Genomic DNA, 15,884 nt, shown 5'->3' with positions numbered 1-15,884 from the left:
GGGTCGGGCAGAGGAGTAAGACCGGGGTCCCGTGCGGCCCCGCTCCTCTCGCCGGGCCGGCTCGACGCGTCCCGGGCGACCGGCGGTCACTCCGCGCCGAGAGCCGCCACCACCGGCCGGGACAGCGCCCGGCGGGCCGGCAGCACCGAGGCGGCCAGCGCGGCGACCACCGCCACCGCGACGATCAGGCCGAGCCGCCCCCAGGGCAGGACCAGGGTGAAGTCCCCGCCGATCCGGGCCAGCACGGCCATCCCGCCCGCCGCCACCCCGGTGCCCAGCGCGATGCCGAGCAGCGTGCCGACCAGCGCGGTGAGCACCGCCTCGACGGCGAGCAGCGCCCGCATCCCGCCGCGGCTCAGGCCGACCGCGCGCAGCACCGCGTTCTCCCGGGTCCGCTCCACGACCGACAGGGTGAGCGTGTTCGCCACGCCGACCAGCGCGATCACCACGGCCAGGCCGAGCAGCGCGGTGACGAAGCCGAGCACCAGGTCCACGGTGCCGGTGAGCATCTTCTTGTAGGCGGCCTGGTCCAGCAGGTTGACCGTCGGATAGTTGCCGAGCACCGACTCGACGGCGGCCCGGGCGGCGTCGGCGGAGACCCCGTCGGCGGGGTCCACCTCGGCCAGGTGGCCGCGCTCGGCCGGGAAGAGGCGGGTGAAGTCGGCGTCGACGACGTCCACCACGTGACCGGCGGGCACCCGGCTGCCGGCCGGTGCCGGCTCGTCGTCGGCGACCACGGCGGCCACCCGGAACGACCCACCGGCGAGCGGGACCGTGCTGCCGACCGACCAGCCGCGGGCGGCGGCCAGCTCGCGGTGCACCAGCACCGCGCCCGGGCCCAGGCCGGCCGGATCACCGGCGTCCACGGCGGACAGCGCCCGCCGGATCAGCGCCGGGTGGGCGGCGCGCACCTCGACCCCGTCGACCACCCGGCTGCGCTGCTCGTGCACCACGCCCAGCTCGGGCCGGGCGGCCAGCTCGGCGGCCAGCGGCGCCGGCAGGTCCCCGCCGATCCCCGTGACCACGAAGTCCACCCCGATCCGGGCGTCGACGGCGCGCTCGATGCCGGCCTTCGCGCTGCCCGCGCCGACCACGAACGCGGAGACCAGGCCGATCCCGATGACCATGGCGGTGGCGGTGGCCGCCACCCGGCGCGGGTTGCGTACGGCGTTCGCCACGGCGAGCCCGGCCGGGACGCCGATCAGCCGGCGGGCCGGCAGGCCGAGCACCCGCACCAGCGCCGGCACCAGCACCGGGCCGAACAGCACGATGCCCAGGAAGGCCAGCACGCCGCCCGCGGCAACCAGCGGCACCTGGCCGGTGCTCCCGGCCCCGACCAGGGCGGCCACCCCGGCGGCGAGGACCAGCGCGCCGGCCGCGAGCCGGATCCGGCCGGCCCGCCGGGCGGGCTGCACGGCGGCGTCGGTCAGCGCGGCCACCGGCGCGACCCGGGTGCCCTGCCACGCCGGCACCGCGGCGGCCACCACGGTCAGCAGCGTGCCGAGGCCGAGGGAGGACAGCACGGTACGGGCGGTCACGGTGACCGGCCCGCCGACCGGCGCGTCGACGGTGGACAGCAGCGCGCCGAGGCCCGCGGCGAGCCCCACCCCGGCCAGCACCCCGACCGCCGAGGCGAGCAGCCCGGTCAGCGCCGCCTCGCCGAGGGTGGCCCGGTAGACCTGCCCCCGGGTGACCCCCACCAGCCGCAGCAGCGCGGTTCGCCGGGACCGCTGGGCCAGCACGATGGCGAAGGTGTTGGCGATCACGAAGCCGGCGACAAGCACCGCCACCGCGGCGAAGGTGCCCAGGAACAGCTCGAACTGCCGCCGGTCGCGGACCGCGTCCGCGACGGCCCCGTCCAGGATCGCCGCGCGGTCGCGGACCGCGACCCCGGGCCCGACCGCCGCGCGGACCCGGTCGGCGAGCGCCGCCCGGTCCACCCCGGGCCGCGCTGCCACCATGATCCGGCCGTAGCCGCGCTCGCCGCTCACGGCCAGCGCGTCCGCGCCGGCCAGGCCGATGAACGGGCCACCGACGTCCCGCGAGCTGCCGGCCACGTCGACGGCGCCGACCAGGGTGTACGGCCGGGCCGGGCCGCCGTTCCCGCCGACCCGCACCGGGGCGCCCAGGGCGAAGCGCTGGTCGGCGACCGTCTCCTCGTCGAGCACCAGCTCACCGGCGCGCTGCGGCAGCCGACCGGCGACCACGTCGTACGACTGGAGGGCCGGGTCGGTGGGGATCGCGGCGAGCACGGCGTAGCCGAGCACCGGCCGCCCGTCGGCGCCCACCACTCCGGCGGTGCCGGTGAGCTCCCCCTCGGCGGCGGCCACCCCGTCGACCGCGCGCACCCGGTCGACCAGGGTCGGCGGCAGCGGCGCGGTGCCGGCGTACGCGGCCAGGTCGGTGTGCCGGTCGAAGGCGCCGGCCCGCTCGTACGCCCCGGCGCGCATGCCGTCGGTGAGCATCAGGGTGCCGGCGACGAAGGCGACGCCGAGGACGATCGCCAGCGAGGAGAGCAGCAGGCGCAGCCCGTCGGCGCGGACCTGGCGCAGGGTCAGCCGCAGCATGCCGGTCACCGCCCCACCAGCGGCGCACCGGCCTCGAGCCGGGTGAGCGCGTCGAGGACCTGTCCGGCGGTCGGGGTGTGCAGTTCCTCGACCAGCCGTCCGTCGGCGAGGAAGACCACACGGTCGGCGTGGGCGGCCGCCTTCGGGTCGTGGGTCACCATGACGACGGTCTGGCCGAGCGTGTCCACCGCCTCGCGGAGCAGCCGCAGCACCTCCGCGCCGGAGCGGGAGTCCAGGTTGCCGGTGGGTTCGTCCGCGAAGATCACCCACGGTCGGGTGACCAGGGCCCGGGCCACGGCGACCCGCTGCTGCTGACCGCCGGAGAGTTCGGCGGGCCGGTGCCGGAGGCGGTCGGTGAGGCCGACGGCGGCCACCACCCGCCGCAGCCACTCCGGGTCGGGCCGCCGGCCGGCGATGGCCAGCGGCAGCACGATGTTCTCCTCGGCGGTGAGGGTGGGCAGCAGGTTGAACTTCTGGAAGACGAAGCCGATCCGGTCCCGGCGCAGCCGGGTCAGCCGGCGGTCGTCGAGCCGCGCCAGGTCGGCGTCGCCGATGCGCACCGTGCCGGCCGACGGCCGGTCCAGGCCGGCGAGGCAGTGCAGCAGGGTGGACTTGCCGGAGCCGGACGGCCCCATCACGGCGGTGAACCGGGCGGCGGTCAGGTCGAGGTCGACGCCGTCGAGGGCGACGACCCGGGACAGCCCTGAGCCGTACTCCTTGCGCAGCTCACGGGCGGTGACGGCGACGCCGGTGATCGGGGTTGCGGACAACGTGGTGCTCCTGTCGGACAGGGTCATCTGACCCTTCCGACGCTATGCGCGGCACCCCGCCGATGATCTCCACCTGCGCGCTCGACCTCGGTACGCCGGTGGTCGTCCCCGACCGGGTGGACCCGTACGACCCAGGTCGTACGCCGGGTCAGCCGCCGGGGGTGACCAGCCCGCTCTCGTACGCCAGCACCACGGCCTGGACCCGGTCCCTGAGCTGGAGCTTGGCGAGGATCCGGCCGACGTGTGTCTTCACCGTCGCCTCGGCGACGTGCACCCGGGCGGCGATCTCGGCGTTGGACAGCCCCTGCGCGACGAGCAGCAGCACCTCCCGCTCCCGCTCGGTGAGCTGGGCCAGCCGCGGGTCCTCGGCCGGTCCCGGGCCGAGCTGGCCGGCGAACCGGTCCAGCAGCCGCCGGGTGACCGACGGGGCCACCACCGAGTCGCCCTCGGCGACCACGCGGATCGCGGCGAGCAGTTCCTCCGGCGGGACGTTCTTGAGCAGGAAGCCGCTGGCCCCGGCGCGCAGCGCGGCGAACGCGTCGGCCTCGGTGTCGAAGGTGGTGAGCACCAGCACCCGGGGGCGGCTCCCGGCCGGCCGGGCACAGATGCGCTTCGTCGCCTCCACGCCGTCCATGGTGGGCATCCGCAGGTCCATCACCACCACGTCGGCCTCGACCCGGTCCAGCACCCGCAGCGCGTCCGCGCCGTCGATCGCCTCGCCGACCACCGCGAGGTCGGGTTGGGAGTCGAGCACCATGCGGAACCCGGCGCGCACCAGCGCCTGGTCGTCCACGATCACCACCCGGACGGTCATGCCGCCGCCTTTCCTTCCTCGGTGCCCGGCGTCGACGGTAGCGGCAGCCGCGCCTCGACCCGCCAACCCCCGCCAAGCGTGGGGCCGGCGGTGAGGCTGCCGTCGTACACCCCGACCCGTTCGCGCATGCCGACCAGGCCGTGCCCGCCGGACGGCGCCGGCCGGACCACCGGACGGCCACGCCCGTCGTCGACCGCCCGGACCACGACGGCGTCCGCGGACCAGTCGAGGCGCAGCTCGACCGCCGCGCCCACCCCGGCGTGCTTGAGCGCGTTGGTCAGGCTCTCCTGCACCACCCGGTAGACGGTCAGTTCCAGGCCGGGCGGCAGGGCGACCGGCTTGCCGGTGGCGGTGTCGGTGATCCGCAGGCCGGCGGCGCGGAAGCGGTCCAGCAGGTCGGGCAGCTCGACCAGGGCCGGCCGCCGGTGCGCCGGCTCGGCGTCGAGAGCGGCCCTGGGCTCGGCCGCCGGCTCCGGCCGGCTCGGTTCCCGGAGTACGCCGACGAGCCGCCGCATCTCCTCCAGCGCCTGCCGGCCGGTGTCCGCCACCACCTTCGCCGCCTCCCGGGCGGTGGCCGGGTCCCGGTCGATGGTGAACCGGACCCCGTCCGCCTGCACGATCATCACGGCCATGCTGTGCGCGACCACGTCGTGCAGCTCGCGGGCGATCCGGGTGCGCTCCTCGGCGACCGCCGCCCGCGACTCGGCCTCGCGCTCCCGTTCCAGGGTGGCCGCCCGCTCCTCCAGGGTCAGCACGTAGAGCCGGCGGGTCCGCACGTTGAGCCCGACCAGCCAGACCGCGCCGGTGACCAGGCCGTAGTAGATCGCCCCGGCCCACCAGGGCGCCGGGCCGGGCGTCTGGACGGCGGCGAGCAGCACGCCGATCGCGGCGACGATCCCGGCCAGGATCCCGTCGCGCAGGCGGTCGGCGTACTTGACCACGCTGTAGAGGGCGATCAGCACGCCGATGTCGTAGGCCAGCGGACCCCAGCCGGCGACCACCTGCAGCAGGGCGAGCACGGCCACCCCGGCCGCCACCGCCGACGGGTGGGTCCGCCGGAACAGCACGACCAGCGCCATCACGATCCCGACGGCGGTGGCCGCGGCGCCGCCCGGCTGGGCGAAGACCCCCAGTACGGCGAAGAGGGCCACCAGCCCGGAGACGGCGACGTCGAACGCGACGCTGCGCAGCGGGCGCCCGAAGACGATGCGGTCCACGGTCACCCAGCGTACGGGCCACCGCGCACGTCGATGCCGCGGCGGGTGAGCCACCACGGATCTTGGACAGGTGGCGTTCGCGGCGAACGGAAGCTGTCCACGATCGGAAGGTCAGGCGCCGACCAGCTCGCGGAGGCGGGCGATCTCGGCGGACTGCTCGGTGGCGACCGCGTTGGCGAACTCCTGGAGTGTCTGGTCCGTGCCGACCTTGAGCAGGTCGGTGGACATGACCACGGCACCCTCGTGGTGCGCGGTCATCATCCGCACGAAGAGCCGGTCGAACTCGGCGCCCCGGGCCGCGGCGAGTTGCCGCACCGCGTCGGCGGACTGCATCCCCCGCATCGTGCCGTGGTCGTGGCCGGGGACCTCGGCGGGCAGGTCGCGCGCTTCGAGCCAGCCGCGCAGCACCCCGATCTCGGGCCCCTGGGCGGCCCGGATCCGGTCGGCGACGGCGCGCACCCGGGGATCGGCGGCCCGGTCGGGGGCGAGGCTGGCCATCTCCACGGCCTGCTGGTGGTGCGGGATCATCATCCGGACGTACCAGACGTCGAGGCCGTTGTAGCGCGGTGGTGCGGCGTCCCGGACCTCCTGGGCGGCGCGGGTGGCCGCGGCCTCCCCCGGGCGGCCGGGCACGACGACCGGCGGGGCGGCGACCGGCGGCGCGGCGCCGGTGGCGGACGGGGTGGCCGGAGCCGCCGCCGGCGGGGTGTCCCCCCGCCCGGTCAGCACCAGCCCGGCCACGACCAGGAGCAGCACCAGCGCTGTGACGGCGAGCCAGACGCGTCCCTGCCGGCCGGTCATACGACACTCCCTCCGGTCGAGGTGAGAGCGATCCTATCCATAGACAATCCTGCCTAGATGTGACCGGCGTCACATTGATGTGTGTCATCGGCCGGTAAGGTGTGGAAAATCATCATCCCCTTTCGGAGGGTGCCGCCGATGATCGCCATCCGCACGTCCCGAACCCGGGTCGTCAGCCTCGCCGCCGCCGGCCTGCTCCTCGCCGGCGTCGTCACCGCCCCACCCAGCAGCGCCCAGGAGATCCCTCGGGCGCGGACCGCACCGGCCACCGTGGACAGCGCCGTCCCCGCGGTCGACGAGATCTCCAGCAGCCCCAACCTGCGCCAGATCGCCAACCTGCCGAAGCAGGCGCCGTTCAACACCTCCGCGGCGTTCGGCACCGACATCGCGTTCCAGGGCCGGTACGCCTTCGTCGGCAACTACGACGGCTTCGTCATCTACGACGTCTCCCGGCCGAGCGCGCCGACCATCGTGTCGCAGGTGCTCTGCCCCGGCTCGCAGAACGACGTGTCCGTCCACGGCAACCTGCTCTTCCTCTCCACCGACGCGCCGCGCGGCGACGACTCCTGTGCCAGCCTCCCGGTGGACCGGACCCAGACCCGGTGGGAGGGCATCAAGATCTTCGACATCAGCGACAAGCGCAGCCCGCGTTACGTGAAGTCGGTGCAGACCGCCTGCGGTTCGCACACCCACACGCTGGTGCCCGCCAAGGACCGCCGGACGGTCTACCTCTACGTCTCCTCGTACGGGCCGTCGGACACCTACGTGGGCTGCCCGCCGCCGCACGACTCGATCTCCATCGTCAAGGTGCCGCTGCGGTCGCCGACCGACGCCGCCGTGGTCGCCACCCCGAACCTCTTCCCGGACGGCGGCTACCCGGGCATCCCGCGGGAGAAGTCGGCCACCAGCGGCTGCCACGACATCACCGCGTACCCGGCGAAGGACCTGGCCGCCGGCGCCTGCATGGGCGACGGCATCCTGCTGGACATCGCCGACCGGGAGGCGCCGCGGGTCATCGAGCAGGTCCGGGACACCGAGAACTTCGCCTTCTGGCATTCGGCGACCTTCAACAACTCCGGCACCAAGGTGGTGTTCACCGACGAGCTGGGCGGGGGCGGCGCGGCGACCTGCAACGAGGCCACCGGGCCGAACCGCGGCGCGGACGCCATCTACGACATCGCCGGCCGCGGCGACGACCGCCGGCTGGAGTTCCGCAGCTACTACAAGATCCCCCGGGCCAACGCCGACACCGAGAACTGCGTGGCGCACAACGGCTCGCTGGTGCCGGTGCCCGGCCGGGACATCATGGTCCAGGCCTGGTACCAGGGCGGCATCTCGGTCTGGGACTTCACCGACTCCCGCCACCCCGAGGAGATCGCCTTCTGGGAGCGGGGCCCGCTGGACCCGGAGGTGCTGCGCACCGGCGGTTCCTGGTCGGCCTACTGGTACAACGGCCACATCTACTCCAGCGACATCCAGAAGGGCCTGGACGTGCTGGAGCTGCGCGACCCGCGCACCTGGGTGGCACGCCTGATCCAGGTGCCCGAGCTGAACGTGCAGACCCAGACGGGCTACCTGAGCTGGTGACCCTGACCTCGTGACCCGCCGGCCGGGTCCGGCCCCTTGGCGGGGGTCGGGCCCGGCTCAGCTCATCGGCAGCCGGTAGCCGCGTTCGCCGCCGCCCGCGGTGACCAGCCGCACCTCGCCGGTGCGCAGCCCGTACGTCACCGACCAGCGGGTGTGCGCCTGCCGCACGGCGTCGAGCAGGCGCAGCGCGGCCGGGGCGTCCACCGCCCCGCCGGCCCGGTCCAGCCCTTCGGCAAGCACCCCGTACCGGTGGTCGTTGCGCAGGTCCCGGTCGGCCACCCCGACGGCCGGCACGTTGGTCAGCGCCTGCCAGGCGCCGCGCCCCTTCTCGGCCCGCATCGCGCCGTCCACGAACTCGATCACGGCGGACGCGCCGGTGGCGTCGGCGATCAGGTAGTGCAGCGGCGGGCCGCCGTCGAAGTCCAGGTTGTAGCGCCCGAACACGGCGATCGCCTCGTCCACCGTGGCGGCGGAGTCGAGCACCAGGCGCAGGACGCGCACCGAGCCGACGGTGGGCCGGCCGGGCACCGGCTCCGCCGTCGCGCCGTCGTCGGCGGCCAGCCCGACGGCCAGGCCCCGCTCGTTCATCCCGTCGAAGGGCAGCAGCGGCGCGTTCAGCAGCCGGCGGTCCCCGGTCGGGTCGGCGGTGACCCCCAGGTAGGAGATGTCCACCAGGGAGATCGAGGCGTACCCGTCCGGCGGGTCGGTGCGCAGCACCAGCGCCGGGTTGGCGTCCCAGTCGAAGTTGCGGGCGAACATCGGCCCGCTCCGGTCGCCGCGGGCGGCGAAGAGCGAGCAGCCGAACGGGGTGGCCTGCGGGGTGCCCGCGACGCCGACGGTCGGGTCGTAGTCACCCACGTAGGTCATCTCGTACAACGGCAGGTCGTCGACCCGGCGCAGGCTGGACAGGGTCCGCTCGACCTGGCCGGCGTCCTGGCGGGAGGCGGTCGGCGTGCCGGCAGCGGCCGGCTCGGCGGGCCGGCGGCTCTGCCCGCACGCGCCGGTCACGAGGAGCAGGGCGAGCCCGGTGGCGAGCAGGGTCCTCCGCATGCCCGCGACGCTAGAAGAGGCGGCGACGGATGTCCATCGGGGACTCAGCGGTCGGGGATTCGGGCGAGCTGCGCCTCGATCGCCTCGGGGGTGAGGGCGGGCCGCCCGCCGGGACGGCCCACGGTCGCGCCGGCCGCCGCGACCGCGTACCGGGCCAGCCGGGGGTACGGCTCGTCGCGGAGCAGGCCGGCCGTGACGGCGGCGACGAAGGCGTCCCCGGCACCGGTGCTGTCCACCGTGGGCGTCTCGCTCAGCGGCACGAAGAGTTCCCCGCCGGGCCAGACGAAGGCGTTGCCCTCCCCCGCCACCTCGATCGCGACCAGCGCCGGCCCCCGGGCGGCCAGGTCCCGGCCGGCGCGCAGCCCCGCGTCGGCGTCCTTCGGGGGATCGCCGCCCAGCAACAGCCCGGCCTCCCGTGCGTCGGCCCGCAGCACGTCGGCCCGGGACAGCAACTCCGCCGCGCCGTCCGGGTCCTCGGGCGCCCCGTCGAGCACCACGAGCCGGTCGGCGTCGCGGGCGTGCCGGGCCGCCGCGAGCGCCGCCGGCAGCGGCTGCTGGAGCTGGACGACCACCGCCCGGGCGGCCCGCAGCACCTCGGCCGCGGCGGTCACGTCCCCCTCGGTGAGCAGGGTCGCCTCCGGGATGTCCTCCAGGTACCGCCAGCGGGCCCGGCCGTCCACCACGTCCACGATCAGCGCGCTCGGCGTGTCCGGCCGGCGCAGCACCGGGGCGACGTCGATGCCGTCGCTGCGGGCCCGGCCCAGCAGCCGGTCGCCGACCTCGTCCTCGCCGACCACGCCGAGCAGCCCGACCCGGACGCCGAGCTGGGCCAGCCCGACGGCCTGGTTCGCCCCCTTGCCGCCGAGCAGCTCCCGCCGGCAGCGCACCGGGGCCGTCCCGGACGGGCCGGGCACCTCGTCCACCAGCAGCACGAGGTCGCGGGCCACCTGCCCCACCACGATCGCGTCCAGTCCGGTCATGTCGGGCTGATACCCCGGCCGCCGCCGGTCACGCCCGGCTCAGTCGCGGGCCACCTCGAACATCCAGCAGCCGTACACCACGTTGCGGCTGTGCAGGCGGTCCACCGCCGGGTCGGCCAGCAGCTCGGCCACGACCGCCTCCGGGTCGTCGCCGTCGTGCCACCGGCCGCCGACGATCCGGCCCCGCCGGTCGTACGCCCGCAGCACCTGGGGGCGCCCCCGCCAGTCGGCCGGGTACCCGGTCACGTGCGCCGGGCCGGGGCAGTCGACCGCGTGCGCGAAGATCGGCCCCACCTCCCGGTACGGGCCGGGCGGCAGTGCCGGGGCGTACCCGAAGAGCAGCAGCGGCTCGCCCGGGGTGGCGTCGCGGAGGCAGCAGCGCAGCGGCTCACCCCCCTCGGCGCAGCTCCGCTCGGGCGGCTGGCCGGAGGCGTCGCGGCCGGTGCGCCGCACCTCGGCCAGCACCTCGGCGGGCAGGGGCCGGATCACGTACCTCGTGCGCGTCGTCGTCATGCCGTCCAGCCTGGCTCGCGGCGCGGCTCGTGGCTGGCGGCCATCGGACCTCGCGTGCCCGGCCGGGCCGCCCGCGCGGGCGGCCCGGCCGAACCGCTCAGCGCCGGGAGACCGGGATCTGCAGCTCGGTGACGCCCTTCCCGGTCGCGTCCGGGCAGTAGTCCAGGTAGACCTCCCGGGCGTAGCCCTCGGCCCGCCAGCCGTTCTCCTCGATCCACCGGGCCAGCACCCCCATGCTGGTCTCCACCTCGTCCATGGGGCCGTGGTGCACCAGCGTGGCGGCGGTCGGCACGGCCGGCAGGTCCACCACGGCCACGTCCGCGGCGGCCGCCGGTTCGACGCCCACGGTGACCCCGGCGTGCACGACCACCGCCTCCCCCTCGCGCTCCGGCTCGTACCAGGCGATGGGCGGTCCGCCGGGCCGGACCCCCGCGACCTCCAGGCGGCGGAACAGCTCCGGGTAGAGCGGCTGGATCACCGGGCCGATGTCCGGTGGCTGGTAGCCGGCGGCGACCGCGGTCAGCTCCGCGATCCGCACCGCCGGGATCTCCTTGAGTACGACGTCCTCGGTGGTCATGCGTCCCTCCGCATCGAGCATCCGGAGTCTCGCCTCGACCGCGGCCAGCCGGGCGGTGTCGGCGGCGAGCTGCGCCGCGAGCTGGGCACGGCGCAGCCGCAGCATGCCGCGCAGCTCGGCGACGTCCAGCCGGTCGTCGAGGATCGCCCGGACCTGGTCCAGGGTGAGGCCCAGGTCCTTCAGGGCGACCACCCGGTTCAGCCGGCCGAGCTGCTCCGCCCGGTAGTACCGGTAGCCGGTGTGCGGATCGACGGCGGCCGGGCGGAGCAGCCCGATGCCGTCGTAGTGGCGCAGCATCCGGACCGACACCCGACCGAGTGCGGCGAATTCTCCGATGGTGAACATGGCCCCCTCACGCTCGCCCCTGACACGGTGTCAGAGTCAAGCGGCGGGGTCACGGGCGGGACGCGACGCGACGCACGGCGCGCGGGCCGACCAGCCGCCGGACCACCGGCACGGCGTTCCACTTCGCCGCGCCGACCAGGTCCCGGGCGTGCTCCAGGACGGTGTAGTCCGGGCGGGCCAGCCCGTCGGCGATGGCCCGGTCCAGGTCGTTTCCGCACCGGGTGAGCACGCTGTCGAAGTCGCGCCGGACGGGTTCGAGCAACTGGTAGCCGAAGGAGCGGTGCAGCCGGGCGAAGAGCGGCTTGTAGAGCCGGGCCCGCTCGTGCAGCCCCGAGGAGTAGGACATCGGGTTCTTCGGCCGCCGCCGGACGTAGTCGGGCAGCAGGTCGGCGAAGGCCCGCCGGACGATCCACTTCTCCTGCCCGTCGCGCAGCTTCAGGTCCGGCGGCAGCCGCATCGCCAACTCGACCACGCTGAGGTCGAGGAAGGGCACCCGGGCCTCCACGCCGTGGCCCATGCTGGTCCGGTCCACCCGCTGCAGCTCCGTCCGGCACAGGTTGCGGATCTTGTGGAGGACGAGCCGGCGGGACCGCTCCGGGCCGACCTTGTGGTACATCGGGTAGCCGCCGAACAGCTCGTCCGAGCCGTCGCCGGTGAGCACCACCTTGACGCCCAGCTCGCGCAGCCGCCGGAAGATCGGCACCGAGACCACCGCGTTGATGATGTCGCCGTACTCGGTCAGCTCGGAGATCCGGATCGCCTCGCGCACGTCGGCCAGCCGGATGTCCCGCGGGCGCAGCTCGACCACCTCGTGCGGCACGCCCAGGTCGGCCGCGAGCCGCCGGGCGTACGCCACGTCCGGGCTGTCCGGCACGCCGACCGTGACCGCCACGCAGTCCGGGTGCAGGTGCCGGGCGTGCAGCAGGGCCAGCGAGCTGTCCAGGCCGCCGGAGAGCACGACCCCGACGGTGAGGTCGGTGTCCAGCCGGGCCCGGATGCTGTCGGTGAGCGCGACCCGGACGAGCAGGGCGGCCTCGTCCGGGTCGTCGATCACCGGCAGCCCGGCGCCGAGGGTGAGCAGGTCGACGTACGGGCGCAGCCGGACCGGCCCGTCGGGCTCGGCCCAGCCGTGGTGCCCCGGCGGCACCTCGCTGACCGGCGCGCCGTGCCCGACCAGCGCCTTCACCTCAGAGGCGAGGTGCAGGCAACCCGGGCCGCGGGACCAGTAGAGCGGCTTCACCCCGAGCGGGTCCCGGGCCAGGTACGCCCGGCCGGTGGCCCGCTCCACCACCACGAAGGCGTACTCGCCGCGCAGCCGGCGCACCGCCTGCTCGCCCCACTGCCGGAAGGCGGCGAGCACCACCTCGGTGTCACCGGCGGTGCGGAACTCGTACCCGAGCCGCGTCAGCTCCGCGCGCAGCTCGTGGTGGTTGAAGACCTCGCCGTTGTAGCAGAGCACGTGCCGCCCGTCGGGCGAGACCCACGGCTGCACCGCCCGCTCGCGGTCCACCACCCGCAACCGCCGTACGCCGGTGAGCAGGCCGTTCTCCTGCCGGGTCTCGGTCACCTCGCCGCGCGGGGCGAGGACGGCCAGCATCCGCCGGAAGGTGGCCGGGTCCGCCTCGGGGCCGAGGCTCACCGCGATGCCGCACACCGGCTCAGACCCCCATCTCGGCCTCGTAGGCCCGCCGGAACCGGTGGCGCGCGGCGGGCGCGAGGCAGAGGTGCCAGGCCTGGCCCTCGTCGACCACGTTGATCTCGCCGGCGTCCTGGCGGGCCAGCAGCAGGTCGGCGAGGACGTCCCGGGCACCGAACCGCCCGTACCAGGCCAGCTCCACGTCCGCCGCCCAGCCGAGGCAGTGCCCGCTGGGCACCATGGCGGCGTAGCCGAGGCGGCGCAGCCGGTACTGGTGCTCGGCGCTGCGGGCCAGGCTGGTCACCCAGAGCGGCGGGGTGCCCGGCCGGGTGGCCGCGGCGAACTCCCGGCCCACGTCGTTGAGCAGCGCGACCACCTCCCGCCGGGCCCGGCGGAAGCGCAACCCGGCGGTGCGCGGGGTGGCGTCCGGGCGCAGCCGCCGGTGGACCGCCCGCAGCCCACGACCGAGAACGGTGGCGGGCTGCTCGTGGTAGCGGAAGGCGAGCAGCCCGCGCCGGCGCAGCCACTCCAGGTCGACCAGGTCGGTGCTGGTGTCGACCTGGCCGTCGGTGAGGAAGGTCCCGCTCTCCCGCCACCACATGACGTCGATCCGGGAGAGCAGGTAGATCCGGACCAGCGCGGTGAGGTCGTGCGCCGAGCTGCGGGCGTTGGGCTGGTAGCGGGCCATCTCCAGCAGCAGCGTCTCCCGGGCGCCCACGAACCCCTGCGGGGTGGCGTCGAGGACGGCGGCGATGGCCGGCTCGCGGAGCCGCTGGTCGAGCAGCACCTGGCGGACGCGACGGCGGGACCGGGCTGGTGGCCGGGGCTTCGGCTGGGCACTCGCATGGTCGGCCCCTCTCCGGGCAGGACACGGCGTGATCGAACCTGAACACACCGTAATCACCAGGATCGGCAGCCCCCCGAACAATCCTCCTATTCCCTCCTTAGGTGCCTCATCCCGCCGCGAGGTCCTGCACCCAGGCGTAGCCCGGTGCCGTCGGCAGGCCGGCGTCGTGGCCCGCGGCCACCGCATCGGCCAGGTGCAGCGCCGCGCCGAGGGCGGCGCGGAACAGCAGCGAGCCGGTGCTGACCCGGGCCACTCCGAGCCGGCCCAGCGCGGCCAGGTCGGGGCCGCCCGGCCGGTGCAGCACGTTCAGCGGCAGCCCCACCTCGGCCACCAGCAACCCGACCGTGTCGTCCGGCGCCCCCGGGACGAACAACCCGTCCGCGCCCGCCGCCCGGTAGGCCCCCGCCCGGTCCAGCGCCGCCGGCAGCGGGTCGGGCACGCCCAGCCACCAGGCGTCGGTGCGGGCGTTGACGAACAGCCCGGGCACGGCCGCCCGCACCGCGGCGATCTTGGCGGCGGCGAGCTCCACCGGCGCGAGCGTGCCGTCCGGGCGCCCGTCCTCCAGGTTCACCCCGACCACGCCGAGCGCGGCCAGCTCGGCGACGTACCGGGCCACCGCCGCGGGGTCGTCGCTGAAGCCGTCCTCGATGTCCACGGTGAGCAGCACCGGCACGTCCCGCAGCCGGCGGGCCAGGTCGAGGGTGTCGCCACGGGTCGCCCCGGTCCCGTCCGGCTTGCCGGCGGCCGCGGCCACCCCGAGGCTGGTGGTGCCGACGGCCGGGTGACCCCGGGCGGCGAGCGCCGCCGCGGACGCGTGGTCCCAGGCGTTGGGCAGCAGCAGCGGCCGGCCCGGGCGGTGCAGGGCGTGGAAGGTCGCGGCGCGGTCGGTCATCGGAACATCACCTCGAGGCTGGTCGGGACACGCAGGGTGGGGTGCGGGGCGTAGCGCGGGGGCGTTCCGGCGGGCCGGCAACGATCGCGCAGCACCTCGACCGCGCCGGCGGCGAGGGCGAGGGCGTGCCGCTCCCCCGGGCAACCCCGGGGCCCCGCGCCGAAGGTCAGCACGCCACCGGGGTGGCCGGGATCGCCGCCCCGGCCGGGTCGGAACAGGTCCGGGTCCGGGTGGACGGCCGGGTCCCGGTTGGCCGCGTCGAACCGGAGCAGCAGCGGTGCGTCCGGACCGATCTCCCGGCCGCCCAGGCGCAGCGCGCCGGTGGCGACCCGGCGGGTGGCGCGCACCGGCGGGTCCAGGCGCAGCACCTCGGCCAGCAGGTCGGCGGTGCCGAGCGCGGCCGGCGCGGTCAGCCCGTGCCGAACGGCGGCGCCGATCAACCCCGCGGTGGCGTCGGCGGCCTGCACCAGCAGCCCGATCCGGTTCGCGGCGGCCTCGGCCGGGACCGGCGGCGACATCGCCAGCAGCGCGGCCACCGCCCGGTCGGCACGCGCCACCGCCGCCGGGTCCGCGCCCGGATGGTAGGCGGCGGCCACCGCGGTCACCGCCGGCACGGCCGCCGCCGGGTCCGCCAGGCCGAGCCGCGCCGCCAGCACCTCCACCGGTACGCGCCGCGCCAGCCGGCCCATCACCTCCACCGGAACCGCTGCGGGCCCGGCCACCGGGCCGTCCGACCCGACCGGGTCGACGCCCCGACCGCGCTTCCCCGCGCCGGCACCGCGATCGCTGGCGGCCGGTTCGGCGGCGAGTCGGTCCAGCGCCGCTCCGGTCAGCCGGGCGGCCGCGTCGCGCAGCTCGTCCGGGTCGAGATCGCGGAGCGCGGCCACGCCGAGGGCGCGCCGGGCGGGATGCCGGTCCGGGGCGCTGAACCGGCTGACCGTGCCCCGCAGCCAGGCCAGGGTGCCGGGCGGCCCGCCGGGCGCGACCGGCACCACGTACCGGGTATCGGTCAGCACGGCGAGCACGTCGGCGTGCCGGGTGACCACCCAACCGCCGTCGACCGGCACCGGTGGCCCGCACGGGGGCGTGTCAGGGGGAGGCGAGATCATCGGCCAACTCATCACCCGACCGTATTGCCGGAACCCTTCGGCCCCGACCGAACCATCGCGCGGTCGCCGGCTCGCCGACGTGGCGGTGTCGGGCCCGTCGGAAGGCCCCCACGTCGCCGATCTGGAGTCGATCAAGGACGGGAGGTCAGGCGCGGGCCGGGCCGGTGTCGCGGGAGGCG

General features: G+C 76.0%; 13 protein-coding genes and 1 pseudogene. 1 reads left to right on the top strand and 13 read right to left on the bottom strand.

Annotated elements, in window-relative coordinates; translation table 11 throughout:
• Positions 1-86 precede the first annotated feature (86 nt).
• The 5 genes from ACW0Q9_RS20950 to ACW0Q9_RS20930 all read right to left on the bottom strand — a co-directional run bounded on the left by ACW0Q9_RS20950 (position 87) and on the right by ACW0Q9_RS20930 (position 6,169).
• Positions 87-2,567, bottom strand: a complete 2,481-nt coding sequence (locus ACW0Q9_RS20950) for an ABC transporter permease (RefSeq protein WP_456183829.1) — start codon at positions 2,565-2,567, stop codon at positions 87-89.
• 5 nt (positions 2,568-2,572) lie between these two features.
• Positions 2,573-3,364: an ABC transporter ATP-binding protein gene (locus tag ACW0Q9_RS20945; RefSeq protein WP_456183827.1), complete on the bottom strand. Its 792-nt coding sequence runs from the start codon at positions 3,362-3,364 to the stop codon at positions 2,573-2,575.
• A gap of 121 nt (positions 3,365-3,485) precedes the next feature.
• Complete coding sequence (locus ACW0Q9_RS20940) at positions 3,486-4,151, bottom strand: response regulator (RefSeq protein WP_456183825.1); 666 nt, start codon at positions 4,149-4,151, stop codon at positions 3,486-3,488.
• A complete protein-coding gene (locus ACW0Q9_RS20935; protein ID WP_456183823.1) occupies positions 4,148-5,374 on the bottom strand; it encodes a sensor histidine kinase in 1,227 nt (408 codons plus the stop codon). The genes ACW0Q9_RS20940 and ACW0Q9_RS20935 overlap by 4 nt, the downstream gene beginning before the upstream one ends.
• A 105-nt stretch (positions 5,375-5,479) precedes the next feature.
• Positions 5,480-6,169 carry a DUF305 domain-containing protein gene (locus tag ACW0Q9_RS20930; protein ID WP_456183821.1) on the bottom strand — a complete coding sequence of 230 codons (690 nt, stop codon included), beginning with the start codon at positions 6,167-6,169 and terminating at the stop codon, positions 5,480-5,482.
• Positions 6,170-6,307: 138 nt separating this feature from the next.
• Between ACW0Q9_RS20930 and ACW0Q9_RS20925 the strand changes: the two genes are divergently transcribed.
• Positions 6,308-7,756 (top strand): LVIVD repeat-containing protein, encoded by a 1,449-nt coding sequence (locus tag ACW0Q9_RS20925; RefSeq protein WP_456183819.1) that lies wholly within the window; start codon positions 6,308-6,310, stop codon positions 7,754-7,756.
• Between the two features lie 57 nt (positions 7,757-7,813).
• Here ACW0Q9_RS20925 and ACW0Q9_RS20920 read toward each other — a convergent pair whose 3' ends face one another.
• From ACW0Q9_RS20920 to ACW0Q9_RS20885, 8 genes and pseudogenes are all read right to left on the bottom strand, one after another.
• Positions 7,814-8,806, bottom strand: a complete 993-nt coding sequence (locus ACW0Q9_RS20920; RefSeq protein ID WP_456183817.1) for a linear amide C-N hydrolase — start codon at positions 8,804-8,806, stop codon at positions 7,814-7,816.
• 44 nt (positions 8,807-8,850) lie between these two features.
• On the bottom strand, positions 8,851-9,786 hold the full coding sequence (locus tag ACW0Q9_RS20915; RefSeq protein WP_456183815.1) for a PfkB family carbohydrate kinase: 936 nt from the start codon (positions 9,784-9,786) through the stop codon (positions 8,851-8,853).
• Positions 9,787-9,825: 39 nt separating this feature from the next.
• Positions 9,826-10,299, bottom strand: a complete 474-nt coding sequence (locus ACW0Q9_RS20910) for a DUF1203 domain-containing protein (RefSeq protein ID WP_456183813.1) — start codon at positions 10,297-10,299, stop codon at positions 9,826-9,828.
• A 97-nt stretch (positions 10,300-10,396) separates the two neighbouring features.
• On the bottom strand, positions 10,397-11,221 hold the full coding sequence (locus ACW0Q9_RS20905) for a MerR family transcriptional regulator (RefSeq protein WP_456183811.1): 825 nt from the start codon (positions 11,219-11,221) through the stop codon (positions 10,397-10,399).
• Positions 11,222-11,270: 49 nt separating this feature from the next.
• Entirely contained in the window at positions 11,271-12,875 is a 1,605-nt protein-coding gene (locus ACW0Q9_RS20900; protein WP_456183810.1) for an asparagine synthetase B family protein, read from the bottom strand.
• A 4-nt stretch (positions 12,876-12,879) separates the two neighbouring features.
• Positions 12,880-13,653, bottom strand: a pseudogene (locus ACW0Q9_RS20895) (hypothetical protein); the annotation flags it as partial.
• A gap of 157 nt (positions 13,654-13,810) precedes the next feature.
• Positions 13,811-14,596: an isocitrate lyase/PEP mutase family protein gene (locus ACW0Q9_RS20890; protein WP_456183808.1), complete on the bottom strand. Its 786-nt coding sequence runs from the start codon at positions 14,594-14,596 to the stop codon at positions 13,811-13,813.
• A complete protein-coding gene (locus ACW0Q9_RS20885; protein ID WP_456183806.1) occupies positions 14,593-15,717 on the bottom strand; it encodes a cytochrome P450 in 1,125 nt (374 codons plus the stop codon). The genes ACW0Q9_RS20890 and ACW0Q9_RS20885 overlap by 4 nt, the downstream gene beginning before the upstream one ends.
• Between the last annotated feature and the right edge of the window lie 167 nt (positions 15,718-15,884).

This window comes from Micromonospora sp. I033, assembly GCF_053890995.1.
The sequence above is the reverse complement of the archived record's forward strand: the minus strand, read 5'-3'. Positions and strand labels throughout refer to the sequence as shown.

Bases quoted from the DNA above. Each gene is read 5' to 3' on its own strand.
- ACW0Q9_RS20950 (WP_456183829.1), bottom strand. From the start codon at position 2,567: ATGCTGCGGCTGACCCTGCGCCAGGTCCGCGCCGACGGGCTGCGCCTG.
- ACW0Q9_RS20945 (WP_456183827.1), bottom strand. From the start codon at position 3,364: ATGACCCTGTCCGACAGGAGCACCACGTTGTCCGCAACCCCGATCACC.
- ACW0Q9_RS20940 (WP_456183825.1), bottom strand. From the start codon at position 4,151: ATGACCGTCCGGGTGGTGATCGTGGACGACCAGGCGCTGGTGCGCGCC.
- ACW0Q9_RS20930 (WP_456183821.1), bottom strand. From the start codon at position 6,169: ATGACCGGCCGGCAGGGACGCGTCTGGCTCGCCGTCACAGCGCTGGTG.
- ACW0Q9_RS20925 (WP_456183819.1), top strand. From the start codon at position 6,308: ATGATCGCCATCCGCACGTCCCGAACCCGGGTCGTCAGCCTCGCCGCC.
- ACW0Q9_RS20920 (WP_456183817.1), bottom strand. From the start codon at position 8,806: ATGCGGAGGACCCTGCTCGCCACCGGGCTCGCCCTGCTCCTCGTGACC.
- ACW0Q9_RS20915 (WP_456183815.1), bottom strand. From the start codon at position 9,786: ATGACCGGACTGGACGCGATCGTGGTGGGGCAGGTGGCCCGCGACCTC.
- ACW0Q9_RS20910 (WP_456183813.1), bottom strand. From the start codon at position 10,299: ATGACGACGACGCGCACGAGGTACGTGATCCGGCCCCTGCCCGCCGAG.
- ACW0Q9_RS20905 (WP_456183811.1), bottom strand. From the start codon at position 11,221: ATGTTCACCATCGGAGAATTCGCCGCACTCGGTCGGGTGTCGGTCCGG.
- ACW0Q9_RS20890 (WP_456183808.1), bottom strand. From the start codon at position 14,596: ATGACCGACCGCGCCGCGACCTTCCACGCCCTGCACCGCCCGGGCCGG.
- ACW0Q9_RS20885 (WP_456183806.1), bottom strand. From the start codon at position 15,717: ATGAGTTGGCCGATGATCTCGCCTCCCCCTGACACGCCCCCGTGCGGG.